20 protein-coding genes are annotated in these 23,575 nt (G+C 71.0%); 16 read left to right on the forward strand and 4 right to left on the reverse strand.

The window, feature by feature from the left end; genetic code table 11:
• Positions 1-149 precede the first annotated feature (149 nt).
• The 4 genes from ACSU6L_RS00810 (at position 150) to ACSU6L_RS00825 (ending at position 6,861) form a co-directional block, all read left to right on the forward strand.
• Positions 150-2,306 carry a cellulase family glycosylhydrolase gene (locus ACSU6L_RS00810; protein ID WP_437052482.1) on the forward strand — a complete coding sequence of 719 codons (2,157 nt, stop codon included), beginning with the start codon at positions 150-152 and terminating at the stop codon, positions 2,304-2,306.
• Positions 2,307-2,491: 185 nt separating this feature from the next.
• The gene (locus ACSU6L_RS00815; protein ID WP_437052484.1) at positions 2,492-5,524 is read left to right on the forward strand and encodes a CHAT domain-containing protein; all 3,033 of its coding nucleotides are present in this window, start codon (positions 2,492-2,494) and stop codon (positions 5,522-5,524) included.
• A 58-nt stretch (positions 5,525-5,582) separates the two neighbouring features.
• Positions 5,583-5,951, forward strand: coding sequence for a hypothetical protein (locus ACSU6L_RS00820; protein WP_437052486.1), 369 nt, complete (start codon positions 5,583-5,585; stop codon positions 5,949-5,951).
• 4 nt (positions 5,952-5,955) lie between these two features.
• Complete coding sequence (locus tag ACSU6L_RS00825; protein ID WP_437052488.1) at positions 5,956-6,861, forward strand: hypothetical protein; 906 nt, start codon at positions 5,956-5,958, stop codon at positions 6,859-6,861.
• Positions 6,862-6,910: 49 nt separating this feature from the next.
• Here ACSU6L_RS00825 and ACSU6L_RS00830 read toward each other — a convergent pair whose 3' ends face one another.
• Positions 6,911-9,406, reverse strand: coding sequence for a SpoIIE family protein phosphatase (locus tag ACSU6L_RS00830; RefSeq protein WP_437052490.1), 2,496 nt, complete (start codon positions 9,404-9,406; stop codon positions 6,911-6,913).
• Positions 9,407-9,597: 191 nt separating this feature from the next.
• On the opposite strand from ACSU6L_RS00830, the gene ACSU6L_RS00835 reads away from it, so the two are divergent.
• Positions 9,598-9,984, forward strand: coding sequence for a hypothetical protein (locus ACSU6L_RS00835; protein WP_437052492.1), 387 nt, complete (start codon positions 9,598-9,600; stop codon positions 9,982-9,984).
• On the opposite strand, the gene ACSU6L_RS00840 is transcribed toward ACSU6L_RS00835, so the two are convergent.
• Positions 9,981-11,036 carry a hypothetical protein gene (locus ACSU6L_RS00840; protein WP_437052494.1) on the reverse strand — a complete coding sequence of 352 codons (1,056 nt, stop codon included), beginning with the start codon at positions 11,034-11,036 and terminating at the stop codon, positions 9,981-9,983. The genes ACSU6L_RS00835 and ACSU6L_RS00840 overlap by 4 nt on opposite strands.
• A 4-nt stretch (positions 11,037-11,040) precedes the next feature.
• Positions 11,041-11,721, reverse strand: a complete 681-nt coding sequence (locus ACSU6L_RS00845; protein ID WP_437052496.1) for a dihydrofolate reductase family protein — start codon at positions 11,719-11,721, stop codon at positions 11,041-11,043.
• 208 nt (positions 11,722-11,929) lie between these two features.
• Between ACSU6L_RS00845 and ACSU6L_RS00850 the strand changes: the two genes are divergently transcribed.
• The 3 genes from ACSU6L_RS00850 to ACSU6L_RS00860 all read left to right on the forward strand — a co-directional run bounded on the left by ACSU6L_RS00850 (position 11,930) and on the right by ACSU6L_RS00860 (position 15,027).
• Entirely contained in the window at positions 11,930-12,406 is a 477-nt protein-coding gene (locus ACSU6L_RS00850; RefSeq protein ID WP_437052498.1) for a GNAT family N-acetyltransferase, read from the forward strand.
• Between the two features lie 200 nt (positions 12,407-12,606).
• Positions 12,607-13,278, forward strand: a complete 672-nt coding sequence (locus ACSU6L_RS00855; protein ID WP_437052500.1) for a hypothetical protein — start codon at positions 12,607-12,609, stop codon at positions 13,276-13,278.
• 348 nt (positions 13,279-13,626) lie between these two features.
• Entirely contained in the window at positions 13,627-15,027 is a 1,401-nt protein-coding gene (locus ACSU6L_RS00860) for an alpha/beta hydrolase domain-containing protein (RefSeq protein WP_437052502.1), read from the forward strand.
• Between the two features lie 19 nt (positions 15,028-15,046).
• Here ACSU6L_RS00860 and ACSU6L_RS00865 read toward each other — a convergent pair whose 3' ends face one another.
• Positions 15,047-16,534, reverse strand: a complete 1,488-nt coding sequence (locus ACSU6L_RS00865; RefSeq protein WP_437052503.1) for an alpha/beta hydrolase — start codon at positions 16,532-16,534, stop codon at positions 15,047-15,049.
• Between the two features lie 178 nt (positions 16,535-16,712).
• On the opposite strand from ACSU6L_RS00865, the gene ACSU6L_RS00870 reads away from it, so the two are divergent.
• The 8 genes from ACSU6L_RS00870 to ACSU6L_RS00905 all read left to right on the forward strand — a co-directional run bounded on the left by ACSU6L_RS00870 (position 16,713) and on the right by ACSU6L_RS00905 (position 23,517).
• Complete coding sequence (locus ACSU6L_RS00870; protein ID WP_437052504.1) at positions 16,713-17,738, forward strand: BtrH N-terminal domain-containing protein; 1,026 nt, start codon at positions 16,713-16,715, stop codon at positions 17,736-17,738.
• Between the two features lie 92 nt (positions 17,739-17,830).
• Positions 17,831-18,604: a thioesterase II family protein gene (locus ACSU6L_RS00875; RefSeq protein ID WP_437052506.1), complete on the forward strand. Its 774-nt coding sequence runs from the start codon at positions 17,831-17,833 to the stop codon at positions 18,602-18,604.
• Positions 18,605-18,958: 354 nt separating this feature from the next.
• On the forward strand, positions 18,959-19,864 hold the full coding sequence (locus ACSU6L_RS00880; protein ID WP_437052508.1) for a thiamine pyrophosphate-dependent dehydrogenase E1 component subunit alpha: 906 nt from the start codon (positions 18,959-18,961) through the stop codon (positions 19,862-19,864).
• Positions 19,864-20,841, forward strand: coding sequence for an alpha-ketoacid dehydrogenase subunit beta (locus ACSU6L_RS00885; RefSeq protein WP_437052510.1), 978 nt, complete (start codon positions 19,864-19,866; stop codon positions 20,839-20,841). Before ACSU6L_RS00880 ends, ACSU6L_RS00885 begins: the two co-directional genes overlap by 1 nt.
• On the forward strand, positions 20,838-21,086 hold the full coding sequence (locus ACSU6L_RS00890; protein WP_437052512.1) for a lipoyl domain-containing protein: 249 nt from the start codon (positions 20,838-20,840) through the stop codon (positions 21,084-21,086). Before ACSU6L_RS00885 ends, ACSU6L_RS00890 begins: the two co-directional genes overlap by 4 nt.
• A gap of 46 nt (positions 21,087-21,132) precedes the next feature.
• Positions 21,133-21,378, forward strand: coding sequence for an acyl carrier protein (locus tag ACSU6L_RS00895; protein WP_073939703.1), 246 nt, complete (start codon positions 21,133-21,135; stop codon positions 21,376-21,378).
• Positions 21,375-22,310, forward strand: coding sequence for a ketoacyl-ACP synthase III (locus tag ACSU6L_RS00900; protein WP_437052514.1), 936 nt, complete (start codon positions 21,375-21,377; stop codon positions 22,308-22,310). The genes ACSU6L_RS00895 and ACSU6L_RS00900 overlap by 4 nt, the downstream gene beginning before the upstream one ends.
• Before the next feature lie 55 nt (positions 22,311-22,365).
• Positions 22,366-23,517: a zinc-binding alcohol dehydrogenase family protein gene (locus ACSU6L_RS00905; RefSeq protein ID WP_437052516.1), complete on the forward strand. Its 1,152-nt coding sequence runs from the start codon at positions 22,366-22,368 to the stop codon at positions 23,515-23,517.
• Positions 23,518-23,575: the final 58 nt, after the last annotated feature.

The following is a 23,575-nucleotide window of genomic DNA, read 5'->3' on the forward strand; positions in this document are numbered from 1 at the left end:
CACCGGACCGGCCACTCAACCGGCGAGACCGACCCGCCCGAACGGTTGACAGCTTCCGAGGCGCCTGGCTTCATGAACAACGCGCGATTTGGGAGCGCTCCCACCCTGTACGTGCTTCTCGGTCCGGCACAACCACAGAAGGGCACACAGTGGGACAGCCATCAGCACGGAGACGGCCTCGCGGTCCGCTCCGGCATCTCGGAACTCTGCTCGCCGCGATCCTGACCGCGGGCGTCCTGTCGGCGACCGGTACCGCCGCGGCCGGAGCCGCGGAACAGCCGGCTGACGCACGCGCCGGAGCGGCAGCCGCGTCGGCGGCCCTCGCCGCCCCCGGCGACGACTGGCTGCACACCGAAGGTAACAAGATCGTCGACGCCAACGGCGACGAGGTCTGGCTCACCGGCACCAACTGGTTCGGGTTCAACGCCACCGAGCGGGTCTTCCACGGCCTGTGGTCCGGCAACATCACCGAGATCACCGAGTCCATGGCCGACCGGGGCATCAACATCGTCCGCGTCCCCGTCTCCACCCAGCTCCTCCTGGAGTGGAAGAGCGGCCAGGCCACCGTCCCGAGCGGCGTCAACGCGTACGCGAACCCCGAGCTCGCTGGCAAGACCTCCCTGGAGGTCTTCGACCACTGGCTCGCCCTGTGCAAGCAGTACGGCATCAAGGTCATGCTGGACGTGCACAGCGCCGAGGCCGACAACTCCGGACATGTGTACCCGGTCTGGTGGAAGGGCTCCATCACGTCCGAGGACTTCTACACCGCCTGGGAGTGGGTGACCGCCCGCTACAAGAACGACGACACCGTCGTCGCCATGGACGTCAAGAACGAGCCGCACGGCACGGCCGGCACCACGCCACGCGCCAAGTGGGACGGCTCCACGGACCAGGACAACTTCAAGCACGTATGCGAGACCGCCGGCAAGCGCATGCTCGCCGTCAATCCGAATCTGCTGGTGCTCTGCGAGGGCATCAAGATCCACCCCAAGGCGGGCGTCGCCTGGACGTCCACCGCCCCGACCGACTACCACTCGACCTGGTGGGGCGGAAACCTGCGCGGCGTCCGCGAGCACCCCGTCGACCTCGGCGCGCAGAACGACCAGCTGGTGTACTCACCACACGACTACGGACCGCTGGTCCACCTCCAGCCCTGGTTCACCGGCGACTGGAACAGCACCACCCTCGAACGCGACGTCTGGGACCCCAACTGGCTCTACCTCCACAAGGAGAACAAGGCGCCGCTGCTGATCGGCGAGTGGGGCGGCTTCCTCGACGGCGGCCCGAACGAGAAGTGGATGACGGCCCTGCGCGACCTGATCGTCGAACACCGCATCCACCAGACCTTCTGGTGCCTCAACCCGAACTCCGGCGACACCGGCGGGCTGCTGCTGAACGACTGGAAGTCGTGGGACGAGGAGAAGTACGCCCTGCTCAAGCCCGCCCTGTGGCAGCACGAAGGCAAGTTCGTCAGCCTCGACCACGAGGTGCCGCTGGGCGGCCCGTCCAGCACCACGGGCATCAGCGTGAGCGACGTCCACGACGGCCCGCCGGACCCGGCGGACACGCAGGCGCCGACGGCCCCGACCGGCCTGACCGGCACCGCGAAGACGTCGACCAGCGTCTCCCTCTCCTGGACGGCGTCGACCGACGACGTCCGCGTCACCGGGTACGACGTCTACCGGGGCACGGAGAAGGTGAACGCCGCGCCGGTGACCGGCACCGCGTACACCGACACCGGACTCTCGCCGTCCACGGCGTACGGCTACACCGTCCGGGCCCGTGACGCGGCAGGGAACGTCTCCGCCCCCTCGGCGACGCTGAACGTGACCACGGAGTCGGCCGGCACTCCGTCCGGAGCGCTCAAGGTGCGGTACAAGAACGACGACGCGTCCGCGACCGACAACGCCATCCGGCCCTCGCTCCGGCTGGTCAACACCGGCGGCTCCGCCCTCGACCTCGCCGGCGTGTCGATGCGCTACTACTTCACGCGGGACGGCTCGGCCTCCGTCAGGGCCTGGTGCGACTACGCGGCCGTGGACTGCGCGCGGGTCGGACTGCGAGTCGTTCCGCTGACCGCGCCCGTCACGGGCGCGGACGCGTACCTGGAGGTCACCTTCACGGGCGGCTCACTCGCCGCGGGCGGGGACACCGGCGACATCCAGCTGCGGATGAGCAAGACGGACTGGTCGAACTTCGACGAGACGAACGACCACAGCCGGACGACGGCGACCGCGTACACCGACGCACCGGCCGTCCCCGCGTACACCGGCACCGCCCTGGCCTGGGGCACTCCCCCGAACTGAGCCCACCGCTCCGAACCGCCGTCGGCGGCCGGCCGGGAGACGCTCGGCCGCCGACGTTTTCCTCATTTGTCCCTGTCGGTCTCAGCCCATGTCGTAACGTGGCGCCACCGTCAACGCGATCAGGGGGGATCGGGGGGTTGATGAGGGAGTTACACCCGGAGCTTCGCGCTGCCATCAGGAAGGCGATGGCCGACCCGGACGGGGCCGCGCCCTTTCTGTTCGACCGGCCGGAGAGCGTGCTGGCGCGCCGCACACATCACAACCTGGCCGATTTCGTCCACGACGTCCGCGACGAGCTGACTCCCAAACAGGCCGCCGGGACCGACGCGTTCGACGTGATCTACCTCGTCGCCTGCTATCACTTCGCGCGGTATCTGCACGTGCCGGAGGAGGAGAAGGACTGGAACCGCCACGCGTGCAACTTCCTGTTCGGCATCGTGCACGCGCTGCGTCCCGAGATCGTTCCGCAACCCCTGCGCGATCACTTCGCGCAGAGCCCGCCTCAGGTCGTGGCGCCGTACGAGATCGTGCACGCCGTGGGCACCGCACTGCTCAAGGCGAGCGTGCCTGCCGAGGACCTGAAGGGGGTCACCCTCGCGACGGTGCTCTTTCTGTGGGCCCGGGAGGAGGCGCGGGGGAGCGCGTCCGAACCGCCCATCACCTTCAATACCGGTACGGCCATGACGGAACTGTCCGAGCTGACCGGTCCGGGCGGCACCGATGTCGATCCGGAGCACCTGAGGGCCACCGGGCTGCGCTTCATGCGTGAGGCGATCACCTCGCTGCCGGCTGACGATCCGACGCGTCGGGAAATGCTGGTGACCTTCATGCGGACCCAGGCCAGGTATCCAGCGGACCCGATCCCCGAGGACAGTGCGGCGGTCGAGTGGAGCCAGTACATGCGGGACGGGCAGCTGGACCGGCTCGACAAGGTCATCGAACGGCTGCGAACGGCCGTCGACGCGCCCGAGACCGGCGAGCCCGAGCGCACTCGCCGGCGTGTCGAGCTGGGCCAGACGCTGCGGATGCGCTTCGAGATGGAGGGAGAGCTCGCCGACCTCGACGGCTCGGTCGCCGAGCTCACCGAAGCCTTGTCGGGACCGCTCAACGACGACAACCGGGCAACGGTCCACGCCTTCCTCGGGCTGTCCCACCTCGTCCGTTACGCGTCTTCGGGGGACGTCGCCCATCTGGAGGCCGCCACCGAGGCCGTCCGTCATCCGTCCATCGCGCGCACCGCCGCGTCGCCCGTCCACACCCAGCGGCTCACCAATCTGGCCGCCGTCCTGACCGCACGGTTCGACGTCTATGGGCACATCGCTGAACTGGACGAGGCGGTGAGCCACCTGGAATACGCCGTCTCAGCCACTCCCCCAGGCCAGCACGACCGTCCCGTGATGCTGATCAAGCTGGCCGTCGCGCTCTGGAAACGCGGCACGCACGCGGCGCGGGACGCGGACATCGACGCCGCCGAGTCGATCCTGAGGCAGGTGGCGGGCAAGCCCTCGGACACCGGACCCAACCAGCAGCTGGCCCGCCTTGAGCTGGGGCGGCTGCTGCGGACGCGTGGCTCGAGCCGGCGTGCCGTGAGGGATCTGGCCGAGGCCGCCGCGCAGTCCCGCACCACGGCGCTCGCACCGTCCCACGACATACGCACCCGGCTGGCGAGCGCGACCCAGTGGGCCGTGAGCTGTGTGGCGCTCGGGGACCTGGAGCAGGCCCGCACCGCCTTCGGAGTGGCACTCTCCGATCTGCTCCCCAAGCTGACCGGGCGGTCGCTCGGCAGGGCGTCACAGGAAGTGCGGCTGCGCGAGGCGTCCTCGCTGGCCAACGTCGCGGCGGCGATGGAGATCGCGGCCGGCCGGCCCCGCGAGGCGCTGATCCGGCTGGAACAGGGACGTGGTGTCCTGCTGGCGCAGGGACTGCAGTTGCGCGGCCGGCACGACGACCTGAAGGCCGCCTCCCCGGAACTCGCCGACCGTTACGAACGGGTCTGCGAGGAGCTGGTCGCGCCGCGGCGCGGGCCGGAGCAGCGCAAGGCGTCGGCCGCGGAGTTCGACCGGCTCGTGGCGGAGATCCGCGCTCTCCCCGGGTTCGGCCACTTCCACCGGCAGCCGGACTGGACACGGCTGAGGAAGGCGGCGGCTCACGGGCCCGTCGTCGTCATCAACGTCTCCTCGCTGAGCTGCGACGCCCTCTTGCTGCATCGCCGTTCCGGTCGCACGGTCGTGGAGGTGGTGCCGTTGTCCGGTGTCACCAGCGAGGACGTCGACCGCCGGGCCGACGACTTGCGGACGGCCGTGACGAAGCTGGTGACGCCGGGCACCACGAGCGGCGAGAAGTACGCGCAGGACCAGGTGCTGAAGCGGACGCTGCGGTGGCTGGGTGAGGAGATCGTGGGGCCGGTCCTCAGCCGGCTGGGCCTCGACCGTCCCGTAGGGCCCGGTGAGGCCCTGCCCAGGCTCTGGTGGTGTCCGACCGGCGCCCTCTCCCTGCTGCCGCTGCACGCGGCGTTACTGGAAGGGACGGGGCGGCCGGGTTCCGTGTATGCCCACGACCGGGTGGTGTCCTCCTACGCCCCAACGCTCGGCTCGCTGCTGCACGCCCGTGAGACGCCCGCTCCCGAGGCCGGCCGGACGTCCCTCGCCGCGGTCGCCGTGGACGCCGGAGACACGTACCCGCGGCTCGCCGCCCTCGACGACGAGCTGACCGCGACGAGGCAGATGTCCGGCCCCCGGTCCGAGCTGCGGGACGCGGACGCCACGCCGGAGGCGGTGCTGGCCGCACTGCGTACGCACACCCACGCCCACCTGGCCTGCCACGGCGTACGGGACCCGGACGCCCCCTCACGGAGCAGGCTGCTCCTGCACGGCGGTGACCTGACGCTGCGTGAGCTCGCGGCCGAGCGGCTGCGGGAAGCCGAGTTCGCCTACCTGTCCGCCTGCCACAGTGCCGCCCCGGGCAAGGAACTGGCCGACGAGATCATCTCCGTCGCGTCCGCCTTCCAGCTGTGCGGTTACCGGCAGGTGATCGGCAGTCTGTGGACCGTGGAGGACGCCATGGGCCCGCTCCTCGCCCACGAGGTCTACCGGCTCATCGACGCGCCGGGCACCCCTGACGTCGCGCACGCGCTGCACAGGGCGATCGGCAAGCTGCGCGAACACGAGCGCTACAACGAGCCGTTCTTCTGGGCATCGGTCGTCCACAGCGGGCCTTAGCGACTGACGTGTTGTCATGTGCCTTGTGTACAAGGCAGTTCATAGGCAGGAGAGGTCGATGAGCGACGATCGCAGGATGCGCGCCGAGTTCTGCTCGGCGCTGCCCTGGCTGGTGGAGGACATGGCGGCGCAGGGCACTCTCGCCGGACTCCAGGACGCCATGCGCGCCGTCCTGGCGGAGACCCCCGTACGGCAGGCGATCGCGGGACTGGACATCCCGCCGCACGTCTTCGAGGAGGCGGGCCCGGTGCGCGGGGAGGAACCCGGGGACATGGCCTTCGGGCCGGAAGCGCGTGCCTCCGGGGAGATGTACCGGTGCCCTGACGGGTGGTGCGGTCTCAACGTGGTGCGAACCCCGGGTGGGGAGCTTCCGGCCGGTGGGCGCTGCTGGCTGCGTGACCGGCCGCTGCGCGTCGTCGAGGCGTGAGCCGGTGGCTCCGGTCCTCGACAGCCTCGGCCAGAAGCTGGCCGAGAAGTGGCTCTCCGCGATGGCGGTTCCCGGCCTGCTCTTCGTCGTGGCGGCGGCGACCGGCGCGGTGCTCGGTCACGAGTCCGCGCTCGACCGGTCCGTTCTCTTCGAGCGGTTCGACAAGTGGGCGACGGAGGCCGGGCAGTGGTCCACCCTGGGTCAGCTCGCCTTCTTCGCGGCGATCGTCCTCGCCTCCGTGGCCGTGGGCACCTTGGTACGGGTCTGCGCCGACGGCGTGGAGCGGGTCTGGGCCGGGGACTGGCCGGGCATGGCTCGTCGGCTCGCCGACCGGCTGACCGATCGGCGGCTCAGGCAGTGGGAGGGGATCGAGGCGGAGATCGCGGAGCTGCGCGGCCGGCACCCGGCGCACCGGCGCGGCGACCTGGTTCGGCGGGACCTCGACGAGCGCGCCGCCCGACGCGACCGCATCGCACTCGCCCCGCCGTGCAGGCCCACCTTCACCGGGGACCGCATGGCGGGGATCGAGACCCGGCTCCGCAACCAGTACGGGATCGACCTCGCCTCCTGCTGGACACGGTTGTGGGTGATCCTGCCCGAGGACGTCAGAACCGAACTGCGCACCTCGCGGGCGCGCTTCGACTCGGCCGTGGCCGGCTCGGTGTGGGCCGGCTGCTACGCCCTGCTGGGCTGTGTCTGGTGGCCCGCGGCCGTGGCCGCCGTGGTGACCGGGCTGGTGTCCTGGCGCCGGGGCCGACGCGCGGTGACGGTCCACGCCGAGCTCGTGGAATCCACCGTCGACGTGTATCTGAGGCGGCTCGTCGAGGAACTCGGCGTCGACGCGTCCGGCAGCCCGCCCGATCCCCGGGTGGGAGCGGCCTTGAACCGCGTGGCGCGCAAGGCCGGCTGAGACGTGATGGCGCTCCGTGGGCCGGCCCGTGCGGCGGAGACGCGAATGATCAACCACCGTCCCGGCGGGTGTACTGGGTGAGGAGGAGCGCGATGTCGTCGTCGCGGTCGGCGGAGTGCAGGGCGTTGTCCAGGAGGGTGTCGGCGAGGTCGTCCAGGGATCCGGCACCCGCGTGGGCGAGGCTGGTGCGCACTTGGTCGATGCCGATGGTGATGTCCGAGTCGCGGGCCTCGACCAGTCCGTCGGTGTAGAGGGCGAGGATGCAGCCGGGTGACAGTCTCAGCCGGGACTCCGGGAAGTCGGCGGTGCGGTCGATGCCGAGGAGCGGGCCGCCCGGCACCTCCAGGATCTCGGTGCCGCCTTCCGGCCGTCGCAGCAGGGGCGGGCAATGTCCGGCGCGGACCGCGTGGGCGGTGGCCGCGTCGGTGTCGAGCAGGACGTAGCAGCAGCTGGCGAGTTGGCCGGGGTCGAGGTCGATGAGGACCCTGTTGGTCCCGGCCAGCACCTCCGAGGGCCGCTGCCCGGCGGTGGCGAACGCTCTTACGGCGCTGCGCAGTTGGCCCATGGTGGCCGCGGCGGAGACGTTGTGTCCCTCGACGTCGCCGATGATCAGGGCGAGGCCCTGGTCGGTGGGGATGGCGTCGTACCAGTCGCCGCCGATGTCCATCCAGTCCGTGCCGGGCAGGTAGCGGCCGGTGACCTGGACGCCGGGCCAGGTGGGCAGCCGGTGTGGGAGCAGCGCGTTCTGCAGGCCGAGGGCGAGGGCGGACTTGGCGTCGTACAGCTGGGCCCGCTCCAGTGCCTGGGCGATCAGACCGCTGAGCGCGGTCAGCATGCTGCGTTCCTCATCGGTGAAGGGGTGCGCGTGGTCGAAACCGAGGACGCAGACTCCCACCGGCCGGCTGGAGGCGATCAGCGGCAGGAACACCACCGACTGGGAGGCCGCCTCGAGTTCGGGACAGGTCCGCGCGAACTCTTCGGGGGACTCGATGAACAGGGGTGTGCCGCCGGTCAGTGCCCCCGTCACCGGTCCGCCGACGTGCTGCAGTGGCGCGGCCTCGAACCGGTCCAGGAAGCTCTCGCGATAGCCGCGCTGCACCAGCAGGTGAAGGCGCCGCTCACGCACCGAGTAGATCACCACGCGATGCCCGCCGACGGCAGGCAGCAGCTGGTCGGCGACCATCTCGCCCACCTCCTGCGTGGTCACGGCCTCGGCCAGCGCGCCGCTCATCTGCAGGACGCGGTACAGGGCGCCGGGGCGCGTCGGCGCGTGGCTCGCGGCGGCGGGGGCGGGCGAGGTCGTGGGGGCGGTGGCCGCCTGGCGGGGTTCCGCCGCCCGGGCCACCCATCCGGTCATCCCTTGGCCGTCCGGGCGCAGGGAGAACTCCAGCCAGCCGTCCGGGCCCCTGGCGAGGAAGGAGAGGGGCTGCTGGGAGACCTGGGCGGCGCGGAAGCGGTCCTCACAGGCGGGATCGGACAGCCCGGGCAGGACCTCCCAGGGGTGGCGGCCCATCAGGTTGGCCCGGCTGATGTGGACCAGCCGCACCAGGCGGTGGTTGGCGTAGGTGATCCGCCCGTCCCGGTCCAGGCCGAAGAATCCGTCCGCGAGTCGTTCCAGGGAGGCGCCGGCGGCCATGCCGGTGCCGAGCTCGATGACGCCGCCCACCAGATGGCTGCGCGCCTCGTGGCCGGCTCCGGGCTCGGGCACCCGGCCCCACAGCTCGACGGTGCGGTGCCCGCCGCCCGGCTCCGGGACGCGCAGGCACCGGGCCAGGACCCGGCCCTCCCTCGCGGCGGTGCGTGCGATGGCGTGGAAGGCGGGGCGGTCGCCGGGGTGTACCTGTGCGGCCAGCGTGTCCGCCCGTCCGTCGTACTCGTCGGGGGTGAGTCCGAAGGCGGCGCAGACCGTGTCGTCCGCGGTGAGGGCCCCGGTGGCGAGGTCCCAGTCGAACAGGCCCACCCGTACCGCCGCGGCGGCCGGGACCGCCACCTGCAGCGGGGCCTCGTCCGCGGCACGCCCTGGCTCGGGGCCGGCAGCCCGCAGACGGACCAGTTCCGCTCCCAGACGGCCGGCCGTGGACCGCAGCTGGCGCCGCCTGGCCTGCGACAACCCGTGCCCGCCCGCCCTGGCGGCCCAGACCACGGCCATGGCGCCGAGCCTCTCCCGCCCGGCGGCGACCGGTACGGAGGCCGAGCCGAAGGGGTAGGGCACGGCGACGGCGAGCTGGGGGAATCTCCGCACGGTCGACTCGGCGTCCGGCAGGTGGACCGTACGCCCGGTACGGAACGCCTCCGCCACCGGGATGGCGCTGCCGACCGGGATGCGGCGCCATCCGCCGAGCAGCGACGGCGGCATCCCGGCCGCCGCGGTCAGCACCAGCGTGCTGCCGTCGGGCGAGGCGAGGAACACGCTCCCGGCATGGGCCCCGGTGACCTCCACCGCCTTCAGGACCGCGTCCACCAGCGCATCGTCACGTTCCGCCGCCGCTTCGATGCTCGTCGTACCGAAGGGGTGCGCATCCGAGGTGGTGCCGGTGGACGCCATGCTGACCCTGATTACCTGCACTGGTGGCGCGGCATACCCATCTAGGGCATTCGCTGCAATTCTCGTACGGAACGGATCTCGATGGAACCCGGCGGCACCACACCCGGGCGCCCGCCCGAGGCCCGCCCGCGTCCGCTGCGGGTACCTACACTGGAAGCAGTGCGTAGGGTGCCCGGTCCGGGAGGTGCGCCATGGCCCGCAGCCACCGTTTCCACCTCGACCGGGACGGGCATTCGGTCACGGTCCAGACGGGCCCGCCGTCCAGCATGATCGAGCTCCTGGTCGACGGCAAAGTGGTGGCCGCGCGGCCACGGCTCAAGGACGTCACCGCGCTGGCCGCCGAGCTGCCCGGTGATCCACCGCAACCGTTCACCGTGTACGTCGGCCAGTCGGAGAAGGCCGGGGTGGTCCCGGCCTGCCTGTGGGAGGTGGGTGGCCACCGCAGGCCCATCCCCTACGCGCCGCTCGGCGCTCGGCGATCGTCGTCCCTCCCCGACAATGCCGGGCCCCACCCCCTGCGGTGGCTGCGCCGAGCCGCACGCCGGCGGCTGCGGCACCTCGGCGTTCGCCATCGTTAGCCGGTCGGGAGACCCAGCCCGTAGTAGGTGACGTCGTAGCCGTCCACGTACTCGGCCTCCCCGCCGACGATCAGATCGGTCGGATTCCTCACCCCCACCGCCTTGGCCGTGGCCACCAGCATCTCGGCGAGGGCGCGGCCCTTCGGTTCGCCGGGTCCGCCCCCGTCCACGCGCCACACGGGGTCGTCGTCGCTGAAGATCGACGCCGTGTTCGGGTACTCGGCAACCGTGCCCCAGCCGAGTGCGACCGGATCGATGTCGTCCGGGGCGAAGCAGCCGATGGCCAGCCGGTCGCCGCACGACACGTCGAACAGGATGGGTGCGCCGTCCTCGGTGCGTCCGTAGAACGGCATTCCGATGCTGATGCCGAGGGCGGTGGTCTCGGCGGGCAGGGCGTCCAGGAAATCGCCCAGCGACCGGGTGACGGTCTCCCAGCTGCGGGCGGTCCAGCCGCCGGGGAAGCCGAGGCCGGCGTTGGCCGCGGCGCGGTTGCTGCCGAAGTAGCCGCTGATCGCGTGCTCTTCGCCGATGCCCTGACGCCAGAACCAGTTCTCCGCCGGGTCGGTGGGCTGCAGGACCAGCTCCGGCCCCGCCTTCCCCGCGCGCAGTTCCAGGGTGTCCGGCCTGCCGCGCCAGCGCAGGAAGGGCGCGCCCCAGATCTGCCCGCTGTCGTAGAAGGGGCCCATGTCGCCATGCGAACCCATGATGGACGGCTTGCCCAGCGCCTCGGTCAGTTCCACCTTGGCGGCGTGGAACGCGGCGGCCTGGGCCGCGGCGTCCGGCGCGGCGGTCGCCAGCGGGACCGCGAGTTCCACGTACGACTCGCCGTCGACGTAACGCTCTTCGAACTCGGCGACCGGGCGGAGGCGGGCGTCGCCCGAGGGCCGGCCGGTCAGGACGGGATCCTGTGGCGCCCCGCTCCAGGACCAGCCGAGCCCGGCCACCAGGGCGCTGACCCCGTCCGGCGTCCAGCCGCCGGTGTCGGCCGCGACGAGTCGCCGGGCGAGATCCGCGACGGATTCTGTTTCGGTGCTTCCCCGTTGTTCGTTCACGTGGTCATCGTTCCGCATTCCCGGTCGGGCTGTTGCGGCGGGGTCGGGGCGCACCCGTCCAGGACGGCGTGATCCGGTACGTGAGGTGGGTGACCTGCGGGGAGTCGATCACCCGCGTGGGTGCGAGGCCGATGTCGGGCGAGACACCGTCGAGGAGCCGGACGCCCGTGCCGAGCACGAGGGGTACGAGGTGGATGTGGAGTTCGTCCAGGAGTCGCGCGTCGAGGAACTGCCGTACGGTGTCGGCGCCGCCGGAGATCTGGACGTCCTTGTCCCCTGCCTCCTCCGCGGCCTTGCGGGCCTGGGCCAGCGCGCTGTCGATCCCCTCGGTCACGAAGGTGAAGGTGGTGCCGCCCTGCTTGGCCACGGGGTCCCGCGGGGTGTGGGTGAGGACGAAGACGGGCGCGCGGAAGGGCGGCGGGTCGGGCCAGCCGACCTCTCCTTCGGCGAACATGCGCCGCCCCATGATGTAGGCGCCGGTGCGGGCGAAGTTCTCCTGGACGACGTCGTCGTCCTGGTTGGTCCGTCCGCCGGCGATGCTCTGGCGGGCGCGCCAGGTCTCGACACCGTAGAGCCATTCGTGGAGGCGGGTTCCGCCGTCGCCGAGCGGATTGCCGGGACGGGAATCGGGGCCGGCGACGAAGCCGTCCAGGGACATGCTGAGAGTGGCGAAGACCTTGCCCATGCATTCTCCTCGGTGGTGAGGACGTCCGTGGCGGTGAAGAAGTCTGTCAGAACGGGGGCGGGAAACCTCGGGGCGATGTCTGCTCCTGGCCGGAATCGGTTCCCATCCGCGGCAACGGATTCGCCGTCCGAGGAAATGGGCACGCCTGGACACGCCCTCCACCGCCGGGCCCACGGGTCCCGCGTTCCCAGACGAGAAAGGCCCTACCGTGACGGATCCTCGACTGGCAGGCCCCGACGACGCCTTCGAGATCGCCCGCCTCAGATCCGAGCTGATCCTTTCCGAGCCCCTGGACGAGGCGTGGCTCGCCGTGTGCCGTGACCAGCTCGCCGTCCGGCTGCGGCCCGGCGGTGACGCCCGGGCCTGCGTCGTCGAGGCGGGCGGCGGTGGACTCGCGTCCTGTGCGCTGGCCTTTCTGCAGCCGCTGCTCCCCGCCCCCAAGTACCCCGCGGGGCTGGCCGCCCGCATCCACTCGGTCGCCACCGAACCCGCCTACCGGCGCCGGGGATATGCCAGGACCGCCGTCGCCGCTCTCCTTGATCACCTGGAGCAAGAAGGCGTCACGCTTTACGAGTTGCACGCCGCCGAAGGTTCCGCACCGCTGTACGAGGCGCTCGGATTCAGGCACGAACCCGCGCTCATGCGCATGACCCGATTTCGCGACGCCGGTGGTGGGAACAGTTGAGCGCTTCGACGGCGGGCCGGAACACTTTCGGGTTGCGGCTCGGTTGATCCGTGCTGTTCCGTACTGATCCGCACTATCGCCGCACCTCACGGCGTGGGAGCATGTTCGGCCAACTGGCCGACAGTGCATCGTTGGGTTCGCTCGGCTCTTCCGGGCCGGGCAGGCGCACTTCGGTTGTGAGCGAGGAAGGGTTCACCAATATGTCCGATGACACGACGGCCCCGAGCGACCTGGCGGCGCAGTACGCGGCCCGGATCGCCGACGACCTCCAGAGCAACGTCAAGGAGCAGGACCGCGTCAGCGCGGAGATCGAGGTCCTGCAGAGCCAACTGGCCAAGCTGCGGCACGACCACACCGTCCTGGTGACCATGCAGCAGGCGCTCGGCCTTCCTCCCTCGTCCGGTGAGACCGCGACGGCGGCCGGTACGGCGGCGGTTCCCGCTCCCCGCAAGAAGACCCCCGCTTCCGGCAGGGCCAGGCAGACGCGGGCGAAGAAGACCGCCGCCGCGCCCCGCGGTACGAAGCCCGGCAGGAAAGCGACCGGCAAGGTCCCGGCCGTCGGCAAGGGGGCGGCCGCCGGCAAGAGCGCGGCCTCCGGCAAGACGGCGGACGAGCCCACGCTGGTCGCCCTCGTGCGCGGTCACCTCACCGAGATGAAGGAACCCCGCTCAGCCGCGGAGGTCGCCGCCGCGCTCGAGCAGGCCCACCCCGAGCGCAGCATCAAGACCACCGTCGTGCGCACCGCCCTCGAAGGGCTGGTGGCCAAGAGCCAGGCCCAGCGGAGCAAGCAAGGAAACTCCGTCTTCTACTCGGCTCCCGACGCGCCCGTGGAGGAGCCTCAGCCTCAGGCCCCTGCCGATCAGGCCGACTAGGGGACGTCTCGCCGATCATGCCGGGCTCGCGGCGCCTGGCACCGCGCCTCGCCGCGTTGTCGTCGGTCACCGATTCCCCCAAGCTCTCGGCTCCGCTCGAGCAGGGGGGACCCCCATCGCATCGGCTCCCTCCTCCGCCTTGCGATGCACGGCACCAGGCGCCGCTCCCTGATCCGGCCTGATCGACGAGACACCCCCTAGGACGGTCCGGTCGTCGATGGGCTGAGTGAGGGAGAAACCTCGCTCCTTCGGGTCAATGACGGAGGCCGACGCGGGCATCGGGTGATCGGCTGATTCCAGCGCCAGTGCACCGGGCGAGTGCTCTGGACGCGGAAGGAGGAGCACCCGATGCCCTGGCTGAGCCCCGGACACACGCAACGCGCCGCGCGTCGTCGGCGAGCGCGTTTTCTCCAGACGGGTGCGCTGCTGCTGGCGGGACTGACGTCGGCCCTGGCAGCCGCGCCCGCCCAGGCAACCGCCCACGGCGGGCGACTCGGGGCGGCTTCCCGCCACCCGGTGAGCAACCCTCAGGGCGGTACGGAAGACCGACTCGGCGATCCGGTGGTCACGCCCCTCGGTTCGTTCGGCGGGATTCGCTATGTGCAGTACGACGGTGTGTTCGAGGGCGAGACGTCGACCGGGCGGTTCCGCGTGCCGTACCGGATCAGCGCCCCCGCCGATCCGGACCGCGCCAACGGCACCGCAGTCGTGGAGCCGCCGCACTTCGGGGTGGGACTCGGCGCCCTCGATGTGTACCTGCGCAGGGACTTCCTGTTCCGCCGGGGCTTCGTGCACGCCGGCATCGGCTGGAGCACCTTCGGCAACCGCATCCTGGACCCGTCGGTGCCCGGCACGTTCATCGAGGGCGGATTCGACGAGGAGGGAGCCAGGGTCGACGACGAGATCATCACGGATTTCGCCAGGGCGCTGTCCGCCCGCTCCTCCGGCGCGCGTCGACTGGTCGGCAAGGTGACCCACCGGTACGGCACGGGCTTCTCCGACAGCTCGTACCCGCTCGTGCGTCTCGTCCACTCCGGTGATGCCACAGGTGCCTTCGACCTCGTGCTGCCCATCACCACGGAGGGCTCCGACGCCCAGGCCGACATCGCCGCCGGCCGCTACAAGGGCAAGGTCCTCGTCGTGAACTCGGAAGCCGAGGATCCGACCGGTCTGACCGACCGGGGCGTCGCCACCGAGCGGTACCGGTTCCACGTCGTCGCGGGAAGTCCGCACGTTCCCGATCCGCTGGACGCGCCGCTGGACGTGCCGTTCCCGGTGCGGGGTTCGACACCGGCGAACTTCGTGCCCCAGCTGCACGCGCACTTCCTGCAAGGGCACCGCTGGGTGCGCGAGGGGACACCGCCACCGACGAGCACGCGGTTGCGCGCCAGGAGCGACAACACCATCGTCAGGGACGCGGCCGGCAATGCGATCACGGAGGACCGCACCGGCCGGCGCGTGCCCCGGCTGCCGTTCGTAGAACTCGGCGAAGCCCGCTTCGTCACCGGCTTCATCGGCGGTTACGACAACGTACGCACGGTCCGGCAACTCGGCTACGGCAACCACCGCGCATACCTCGAGGCATTCGCCGACAAGCTCCGCGACTACCGGAAGGCCGGCTTCATCCTGCGTGAGGACGCCGCCGACATGTACCACCGCGCGGGGCTGTGCCCTCCTTCCACGTTCACCGAGACCTACCGCGACCACTACACCGAGTTCGTCGCGATCCGGCCCTGCGGGGTCACATGACCTCGCCGGCCGCCGGCGTTCACGCTATGCCGGCGCAGCGGCTGCCGGGATCAGGCAGCCTCAGGTCCGTGAGGTAGTCGTCGACCGCGTCACGCGTGCAGTCGCTGCGGCCGTAGACACTGTGGCCCGCGCCCTCGTAGGGAAGCAGGACGGTCGTGCCGCGGGTCTGCCGGTGCACGTTGGCCGCCCAGGCGTAGTGGTTCGCCGGGTCGTGCCGCGAGTGCAGCATGAGGATCTTGGGCGCCTCGGTGATGCGCGGACGGTGCTGTGGGTTGTTCACCTCGTCGGGCCAGCCGACACATCCGGCGACCGCCTCGTGCACGCGGGTCGAGCCGCGCATGTGCGGTGCGGCGCGGAGTTCCGCCGCGGTCAGGGCGGCGTACTCCCGGTGGTTCCTCGGCCGGAAGCGCCAGTCCTGGCAGAACACGGCGTGGAACGGTTGCGCGGAGGTCGGCCCGGCGGAGGACTCCTGTTCGCCGGGTTGCGGCACGGTCGGTTCCTGGGCGTCGAGACGCAGCAAGTACGCGGCCAGTTCGGCCCGGTTCGGGCCGTAGAAGCTCTTGAAGCCGAACAACGATATGTCGTTCGCGGTGAGGCGGTCGTCCCAGTTGTCCGGGTCGCGTAGCTCCCCGCGGTCCGCCCTGGCGAGCAGGTCGTCCCACAGGGCCGTCACGTCCCGGCCGTGCAGTGCGCAGGAGCGGGTGGACTCACACCACCGTACGAACTGGTGGAAGGAGTCCTCCGCGGTGGCCGCCGAGGAGACCATGAACTCCCGTGTGCCGAGGCTGTGGTCGATGTTCGCGGTGAGGGCCATGGACCGGAGCCGGTCGCCGAAGAGTTCCGCGTACTGCTGGCCGATCAGCGTGCCGTAGGAGTGACCGAAGTAGTTGATCTTCTTCTCGCCGAGGGCGGCGCGGATCGCGTCCATGTCCCGGACCACGCTCGCGGTGTCGGCGTGGTCGAAGATCGGGCCGCTGCGGCGGCGGCAGTCCTCGCGTAACGCACGGTTGTACTCGCCGAGTCGATCGAACTCCGCCTGGTCGCGAGGGTACGCGGACGGCCGCTGGTTCACCAACTCCGTCGAGCACTTGACCGGTTGGCTGCTTCCGATCCCCCGCGGATCGAACCCGACGATGTCGAACCGTGCCAGGATGTCCGCGCTGAAGTGCTCGGGGGCGCGCCGCACGGCGAAGTTGACGCCCGACTCCCCCGGCCCACCCGGGTTGACCAGCAGGACACCGACCCGGCGCTCTGGATCGGCCGCCTTGCGGCGCGCCACCGCGAGGTCGAACTTCTCGCCCGCCGGGTGTGCCCAGTCCACGGGCAGGCGCAGGGTCCCGCATTCCGCGGAGGCGTCCTGCGGGCAGGGTTTCCAGTCGACGGTCCGTGGTGTCGTCAGGTTGCGGTGACGGGGGCCGGAATCCGCCTTCTCGGCACCGTGCGCGGGCACGGCGGCGAGCACGCCGAGTGCCAGCACACCTGCGAACGCTCTGGAGATCAGATGCATGGAGTGCCTTCCTGCCGTGTCCATGGACCGCGGCACCATGGGTTCGGGTGGCGCAGACCGACCGTGGCAGCGAGCCGAGCGGGGCCGCAAGCGTGGAGGGCGGGAATCAGGGAGAGCACCGGGGCGAGGGTGAGGATGCGTCAGGGTTGTCTACGGGTGGTGCCTGAGGGGTTGTGACATGAAACAGGTGAGGGACATCGATACCCGCGGTGCGCAGCACTGCGAGACAAGCGCTCTCGGGGTGCTGCTGCGGCACCAAGGACTCGATCTGTCCGAGCCGATGCTCTTCGGCCTCGGCTCCGGTCTGTCGTTCGTCTACTGGGACGGCAGGAACATGCCGTTCCCGTTCCTCGGGGGGCGCGTCAAGCCTTTCGAACTCACCAGGAACCTGGCCGCCAGGCTCGGGTTGGAGCTCCTGGTCCAGGAGACCACCTCCCCCCGCAAGGCATGGGAGAACGTGGCGGCCGCCGTCGACGCCGGCCGTCCCGTCGGACTGCAGCTCGACAGCTATCACCTGGACTACTTCCGCACGAAGGTGCACTTCGGCGGTCATGTCGTCGCCCTGTACGGCTACGACGACGACAACGCCTACCTGGTGGACACCGACCAGCAGGGCGGAGCGGTGTCCACCAGCCTGACCGGCCTCGCCGAGGCCAGAGCCGCGCGCGGCCCGATGACCGCCAAGCACCGGTCCTTCACCCTCACCGTTCCGACGCACGCGCCCTCTCCGCGGGAGACGATCGTTCCCGCCATCACCGCCTGCGCGGACGCCTTCCTGGAGCCGCCCATCGCCAACCTGGGCCACCGGGGCATCGACAAGGCCGGCAAGCTGGTGCGCACATGGCTCCGGCGCACCGACGACCCTCGACGGGACCTGGGCCAGGCCGCCCTCCTGATGGAGAAGGCCGGCACCGGAGGGGCCCTGTTCCGGAATCTGTACCGTGACTTCCTCGCCGAATGCGTCCAACTCCTCGACAGCGGCGATCTGCGCACCGGACACCGGCTGTACAGCGAGGCCGCCACCCTGTGGACGGAAGTCGCGGCCCTGATCGCGAAGGCCGGTGAGTCGGGCGACGCTCAGTGCCTCGAACAGGCGGGCGCCGTCTTGAGCGAGCTGTCCCGCGTCGAGCGCGAGGCCATGCGGGCGCTCAGGCGCCTGGGCGCGACACGAGCGGACACGCATTCGAAAAATGTGGATCACTAGTTCGCCGGACCAGTACGGTGGACCAACACCTCACCCCCGAGCCTTCCGCGTGCTCCGCGCGCTTGATCCGCACCACAGAACCAAGGAGTCACATGACCGCGGCCGACAGTTCCCCCAGCTCCGCGTGGATACGGCGGTACTCGCCCGCACCCGGTGCGCCGGTCCGGCTGGTGTGCCTGCCGCACGCGGGAGGTTCGGCGCCCTTCTACGCCGGGCTGGCCAAGGAGCTGGGCCCGGGGATCGACACGCTCGCCGTGCAGTACCCGGGCCGGATGGACCGTCGGCACGAGCGGTTGCTGACGCGTGTCGACGACCTCGCGGCGGGCCTGGTCGCTGAGTTGGCGCCGTGGAGTGATCGCGGGCTCGCCGTGTTCGGGCACAGTCTGGGGGCGGTGCTCGGGTTCGAGGTGGCGCGGCGGCTGGAGGCCATGGGCCGCCCTCCGGTCGCGCTGTTCGTGTCGGGGCGGGGTGCCCCGTCGCGCCACCGGCGGGAGTTCGCCGGGCGCCCGGACGACCGGACGCTGATCGAGCAGATGCGCCGGCTCGGCGGCACCGACCCGCGTGTCTTCGACAACGAGGAACTGGTACAGCTCGCGTTGCCGGTGATCCGCGCGGACTACGAGGTCGTGGAGAGCTACCAGTACCGGCCGGGTCCGCCGCTGAGCTGCCCCGTGATCGCGCTGAACGGCGAGGACGACCCGAAGGTCCCGGCGGGCGACGCCGACGCGTGGGCCGAACACACCACCGGCGCCTTCGAGACGTTCACCATGCCGGGCGGGCACTTCTATCTGATGGACCGCCAGACCGAGGTGACCGGCATCATCGCCGACCGGCTGGCGCGGCTGACCGAGGCCGAGCGGGTCTGAGGGACCTGCGATCATCGGGCGACCCTGACTGTGTCGCCTGAGACGGTTTCGGTAGTGTGCGGTACAGCACGGGTGCGAGTCGCCCGTGCGACGGGGGAGGAATCTGCGTGACCGTTCAGTGCATGGTGTCGGGCCCGGCCGTACCGCCGTCGGCGGGCCGTGTGTCCGTGAGGCCGCCCAGACAGCCGTAACGCTTCTTCGAAGCTGTCCGCACCGCGACCGAACACCAGTGCCGTGATCCGGCACGCGTTCTCCATCCCCCTTTTCGCGGGTCCGATCGTGGCAGCGGCCGACGCCACCCACTGACCGGCATCCACACCCAAGGGACACAAGGGACACGGGGGTTCGAATGTGATGACCACAAAACCGCTATCCGAGCAAGGACTGGACGACGGCACACGCCGGTCCCTGCTGCGCCACATGCTGGTGGCACGGGGCGTCGACGAGGAGGCCCGGCAGCTCCAGAAACAGGGAGCGCTCGATCTCTGGCTGTCGTGTCAGGGCCAGGAGGCCGCGCAGGTGGGGTCCGCCCTGGCGGTGGGGCCGGAACCGGCGATCTTCCCCAGCTACCGTGAACACGCGGTGGCCCTGTTCCGGGGCGTGGCCCCGGACGAGCTGCTGGCCCAGTGGGCCGGCCGGACGTTCTGCGGCTGGGATCCCTGGGGGCAGCGCTTCTTCCCCTACACGCTGGTGCTGGCCGCGCAGACGCTGCACGGTGTCGGCTACTCCCTCGGTCAACGGCTGCAGGGACGGGAGGACTTCGTCGTCGTCTACGTCGGCGACGGCGCCACCAGCGAGGGCGACATGTCCGAGGCGATGAACCTGGCCGCCGTCGAGTCCGCGTCGGTGCTGTTCGTCTGCCAGAACAACGGCTGGGCCATCTCCAAGCCGGCCGGTGAGCAGATGCGCACCTCCGTCGCCGAGCGGGCCCGGGGCTTCGGCATCGAGTCGGCCAGGCTGTCCGGGCAGGACCCGGAGGCCGTCTTCGCCGCCTGCCACGAGGCCGCCCGGCACGTACGCGAGTCCAAGTCGCCGTATCTGGTGGAGATTTCGGTGGGCCGGATCCACGGCCATTCGACCTCCGACGCCCAGGAGCTGTACCGCAGCCGGGACGACATCGCGAGCACCCGGGAGTCGGACCCGGTGACCGCCTACGCCGACCGGCTGACCGGCGAGGGGGTGGTGGACGCCGCCTGGCGGGAGTCCGTCGACGCGGAGGTCCGGGAGCTGCGGAACCAGCTGATGAAGAGGTATGCGTGATGGCCCCACGACCCGCCAGCATGGCGGAGACGATCAACGCGACCCTCGCCGACCTGATGGAGCAGGACCCGCGGGTGCTGCTGCTCGGCGAGGACATCGGACGGCTGGGCGGGGTGTTCCGGGTGACCCGGGGCCTCCAGGAGCGGTTCGGCAGGGACCGGGTGCGTGACTCGCTGCTGGCGGAGTCCACCATCGTCGGCCAGGCGGTCGGGATGGCGATCAGCGGGCTGGTCCCGGTGTGCGAGATCCAGTTCGACGGGTTCGTGTACCCGGCCGTGAACCAGCTGGTCACCCAGGCGGCCCGGATCGGCAACCGCTGGAACGGGCAGGTCAGTCCGGGTCTGGTGGTGCGTATCCCGTCCGGTGGCGGCATCCGCGGCGTCGAGCACCACAGCGAGTCCAACGAGGCCCTGTTCGCGCGTGCCCCCGGCATCTCGGTGGCGTATCCGTCCACGGGTGAGGACGCCGACCAGATCCTGCGGTACGCGGTGGGGCTGGGCTCCCCCGTGGTGATGCACGAGCCGATCCGGCTCTACTGGCGCAGGACGGCGCCCGTGCGCAGCGATGTGCCGGCGAAGTCGCCGACGGCGGCCCGGATCGTCCGGCCGGGCACCGACGTGACCGTGGTGACCTTCGGTGCCGTCACCAACGAGGTCCTGGAGGCGGCGCACGCGCTCGGCGACACGGTGGACGTGGAGGTGGTGGACCTGCGCTGGGTCGCGCCGATCGACATGGACACCGTCCTGGAGTCCGTGGCCCGCACCGGGCGGCTGCTGATCGTGCACGAGGCGACGAAGTTCGCCGGGATCGGCGCGGAGGTCGCCGCCGCGGTGGCCGAGCACGGCTTCGACTCGCTGCGCTGCCCGGTCCGGCGGCTGGCGCCCGACCGCCGCGAGTATCCCCCGGCGGACTTCGAGAACGACTATCTGATCGGCGTGCGAGAGATCACGGACGAGGTTCTGGTGATGATGAAGTGAGCGTTGAGCACATCGACATGCACGTCCCGAGCTTCGGGCACGGCCTCGCCGAGGCGCTGCTCGTCGAGTGGGTCGCCGAGGTCGGGGACCACGTCGAGCGGGGGGACGTGGTCGCGGTGATGGAGACCGACAAGGCGAGCACCGAGGTCCTGGCGGAGCGGGGCGGACGCGTCGCCGCCCGGTCCGCGACGGTCGGCACCATCCTCAAGTCCGGCGACGTGCTGTACCAGCTGGCGGCCGAGTAGCCGCCGCCGTGATTTCCGAGCACCCATGTTCTCCGAGGAGAGAGAAATGAACGACATCGAACGCCGGATCGCCGACATCATGCTCACCAAGCTGCGGCAGCGGGACCCGTCGCTGGGTTACGACGACCTCGAGCGGCCGGTGGGCGACCTGGACCTGGACTCCCTCGACATCGTCGAGCTGACCCAGCTGCTGGAGCGGGAGCTGCAGGTCAAGGCCGATCTGCGGGAGACCGCGGGCTTCGGTCTGCTCCAGGACTTCACCGCCTACTTCGTGAAGCTGGCCGAGCGGTGACGAGCGCGGGCATCGTCGACATCGCCACCGCGAAGCCGGGCCGGACGATCGACAACTCGCACTTCGACGCGATCGGCCTGACCGACGAGTGGATCAGGCGCCGCAGCGGGATCGCCTCCCGCGGCTGGCTCGACGACGACGTCTCGCTGGTGGACGTGGCGGCGGAGGCCTGCGCGCCGGTCGTGGGCCGGATGGCCGACCCGGCGTCCGTCGGCGCGCTCGTCGTGGTCAGCACGTCCGTACGGCAACGGGTCCCGGGCATCGCCCAGAAGGTGGCGGAGCTGGCCGGGCTGCCGTCGTCGGTCATGGCCTTCGACATGAACGCGGCGTGCTGCGGGTTCGTGTACGGGATGGTCACGGGGCTGTCCCTGTGTGAGGCCGGGCAGGCGTCGTCGGTCCTGGTGTGCTCGGTGGAGGCCATGTCGCGGCTGGTGGACCGCAGCGACCGGCAGACCGCCTGCCTGTTCGCCGACGGGGCCGCCGCCGTACTGCTGGAGCGGCGGCCGGAGTTCGCGCGGTTCCAGCACGTCGCGGGCAGCGACGGTTCCGGTGAGGGGCTGATGCGGGAGACCGACGCCGGCGGGATCCATCTCGACGGCATGCAGGTGTACGACCGTGCGGTGCGCCGGATGTCGGAGTCGGCGCGGTACCTCGCCGAGCGGGACCCGGCGCCGACGGTGCTGGTCGGCCACCAGGCCAACGGCCGCATCCTGGAGCAGGTCCGGACGTTCACCGCCGACCTCGGCGTGCCCTTCGTGAACCGCATCGCCCACTTCGGCAACACCTCGTCGGCGTCGATCCCGCTCGCGTTCGCCGACGAGCTGGGTGCGGGCTCGCTGCCCGCCGAGGGCCGGCTGGGGGCCGTCGCGTACGGCGCGGGCGAGGCCTGGGGCGGCGTGTCGGTGAGCTACCGGATACCGGCGGCCCGGTAACGGGCACGAGAATTCTCGATCTTGGGAGGTTGTCATCTACTCGCCTGAAGCCTGGGTGCTTCGCTCCGGTTCGCTCGTCGGCACGCTCGACGGCGGCCCGGGCGGCGCTCTGCAACGGGACCTTTTCACCTTCGGCCCGCTGGAGGAGGGTGAGGCCCTGGTGGAGCCGATCCTCGGCTCCTGGGAGGCCAACATCGATCACGCGCTGGCCCGTTCGCCGATCGATGTGTGCAGCAGCCGCGGCGAGGACGCGGTGGTCCTCGGCAACCTGGGGGTGGTCCGCGTCCTCAAGGTGAACGCGGGCGGCCGGGACGTCCGGGTCCGCGAGGGCGACCTGTGCCTGCTGCTGCCGTTCGGCGTGTGCGACCCCTACGGCTACGCCGAACTCGCCTACGCCTACGACGCCCCGAACACCATCGGTCTGCTGACCAAGCGGTCCAAGATGGACACCCGGGTGCTGCTGCCGATCCCGGCCGACACCGCCTACTCGCTGCCCCAGTGGGCCACCTACGGCCGGTACTTCACGGCGTGGGACAACTGGCAGAAGGCGTACGGCTGCTGGCGGACGCAGATCGCCGACGACGACCCGTCCGGGCACCTGGTGTTCGGCTGGGGCGGCGGGGTGGCGTTCGCCGAACTGATGCTGGCCAAGCGCGCCGGGTTCCGGGTGGCGATGACGGCGGGCTCGGACGAGCGGATCGCCTTCCTGCGCGAGCACGGCATCGTCCCGGTGGACCGCCGGCTCTACCCGGACCTGTCCCTGCCGCCCCGCCAGGCGCGGGCGGACCGGGACCGGCAGGCCCGCCGCCGGCAGTCGGTCGACGCCTTCCTGGGTCTGGTCGACGAGTTGAGCGACGGCAAGGGCGTCGCCGTCTTCGTGGACAACATCGGTGAACCGCTGTACGACGTCACCGTGAAGTCCCTCGCCCGGCAGGGCGTGGTCACCACGTGCGGCTGGAAGGCGGGCATGCGGCTGTCCCATCTGCGGGGCGCCGAGTGCATCAGCCGGCACATCCATGTGAACACGCACGTGTGGCGGCTGCCGGACTCGCCGGAGATCCGGGACTTCCAGGAGTCCAGCGGCTGGATGGCGCCGGAGGGGTCGACGGTGGTCTACGACTTCGACGAGGTGCCGAAGCTGGCCGACGACTACGCGGAGGGCCGGATCGGGTCCTACTTCCCGCTGTACAGCGTGAACCCGGTCTAGCCCCGAGCCGGGACCGAAAAGGCCCCGCCCGGCGTCTCACGGACGCCGGGCGGGGCCT

It is taken from the genome of Streptomyces sp. enrichment culture, from assembly GCF_964272855.1.
Lineage (GTDB): Bacteria > Actinomycetota > Actinomycetes > Streptomycetales > Streptomycetaceae > Streptomyces.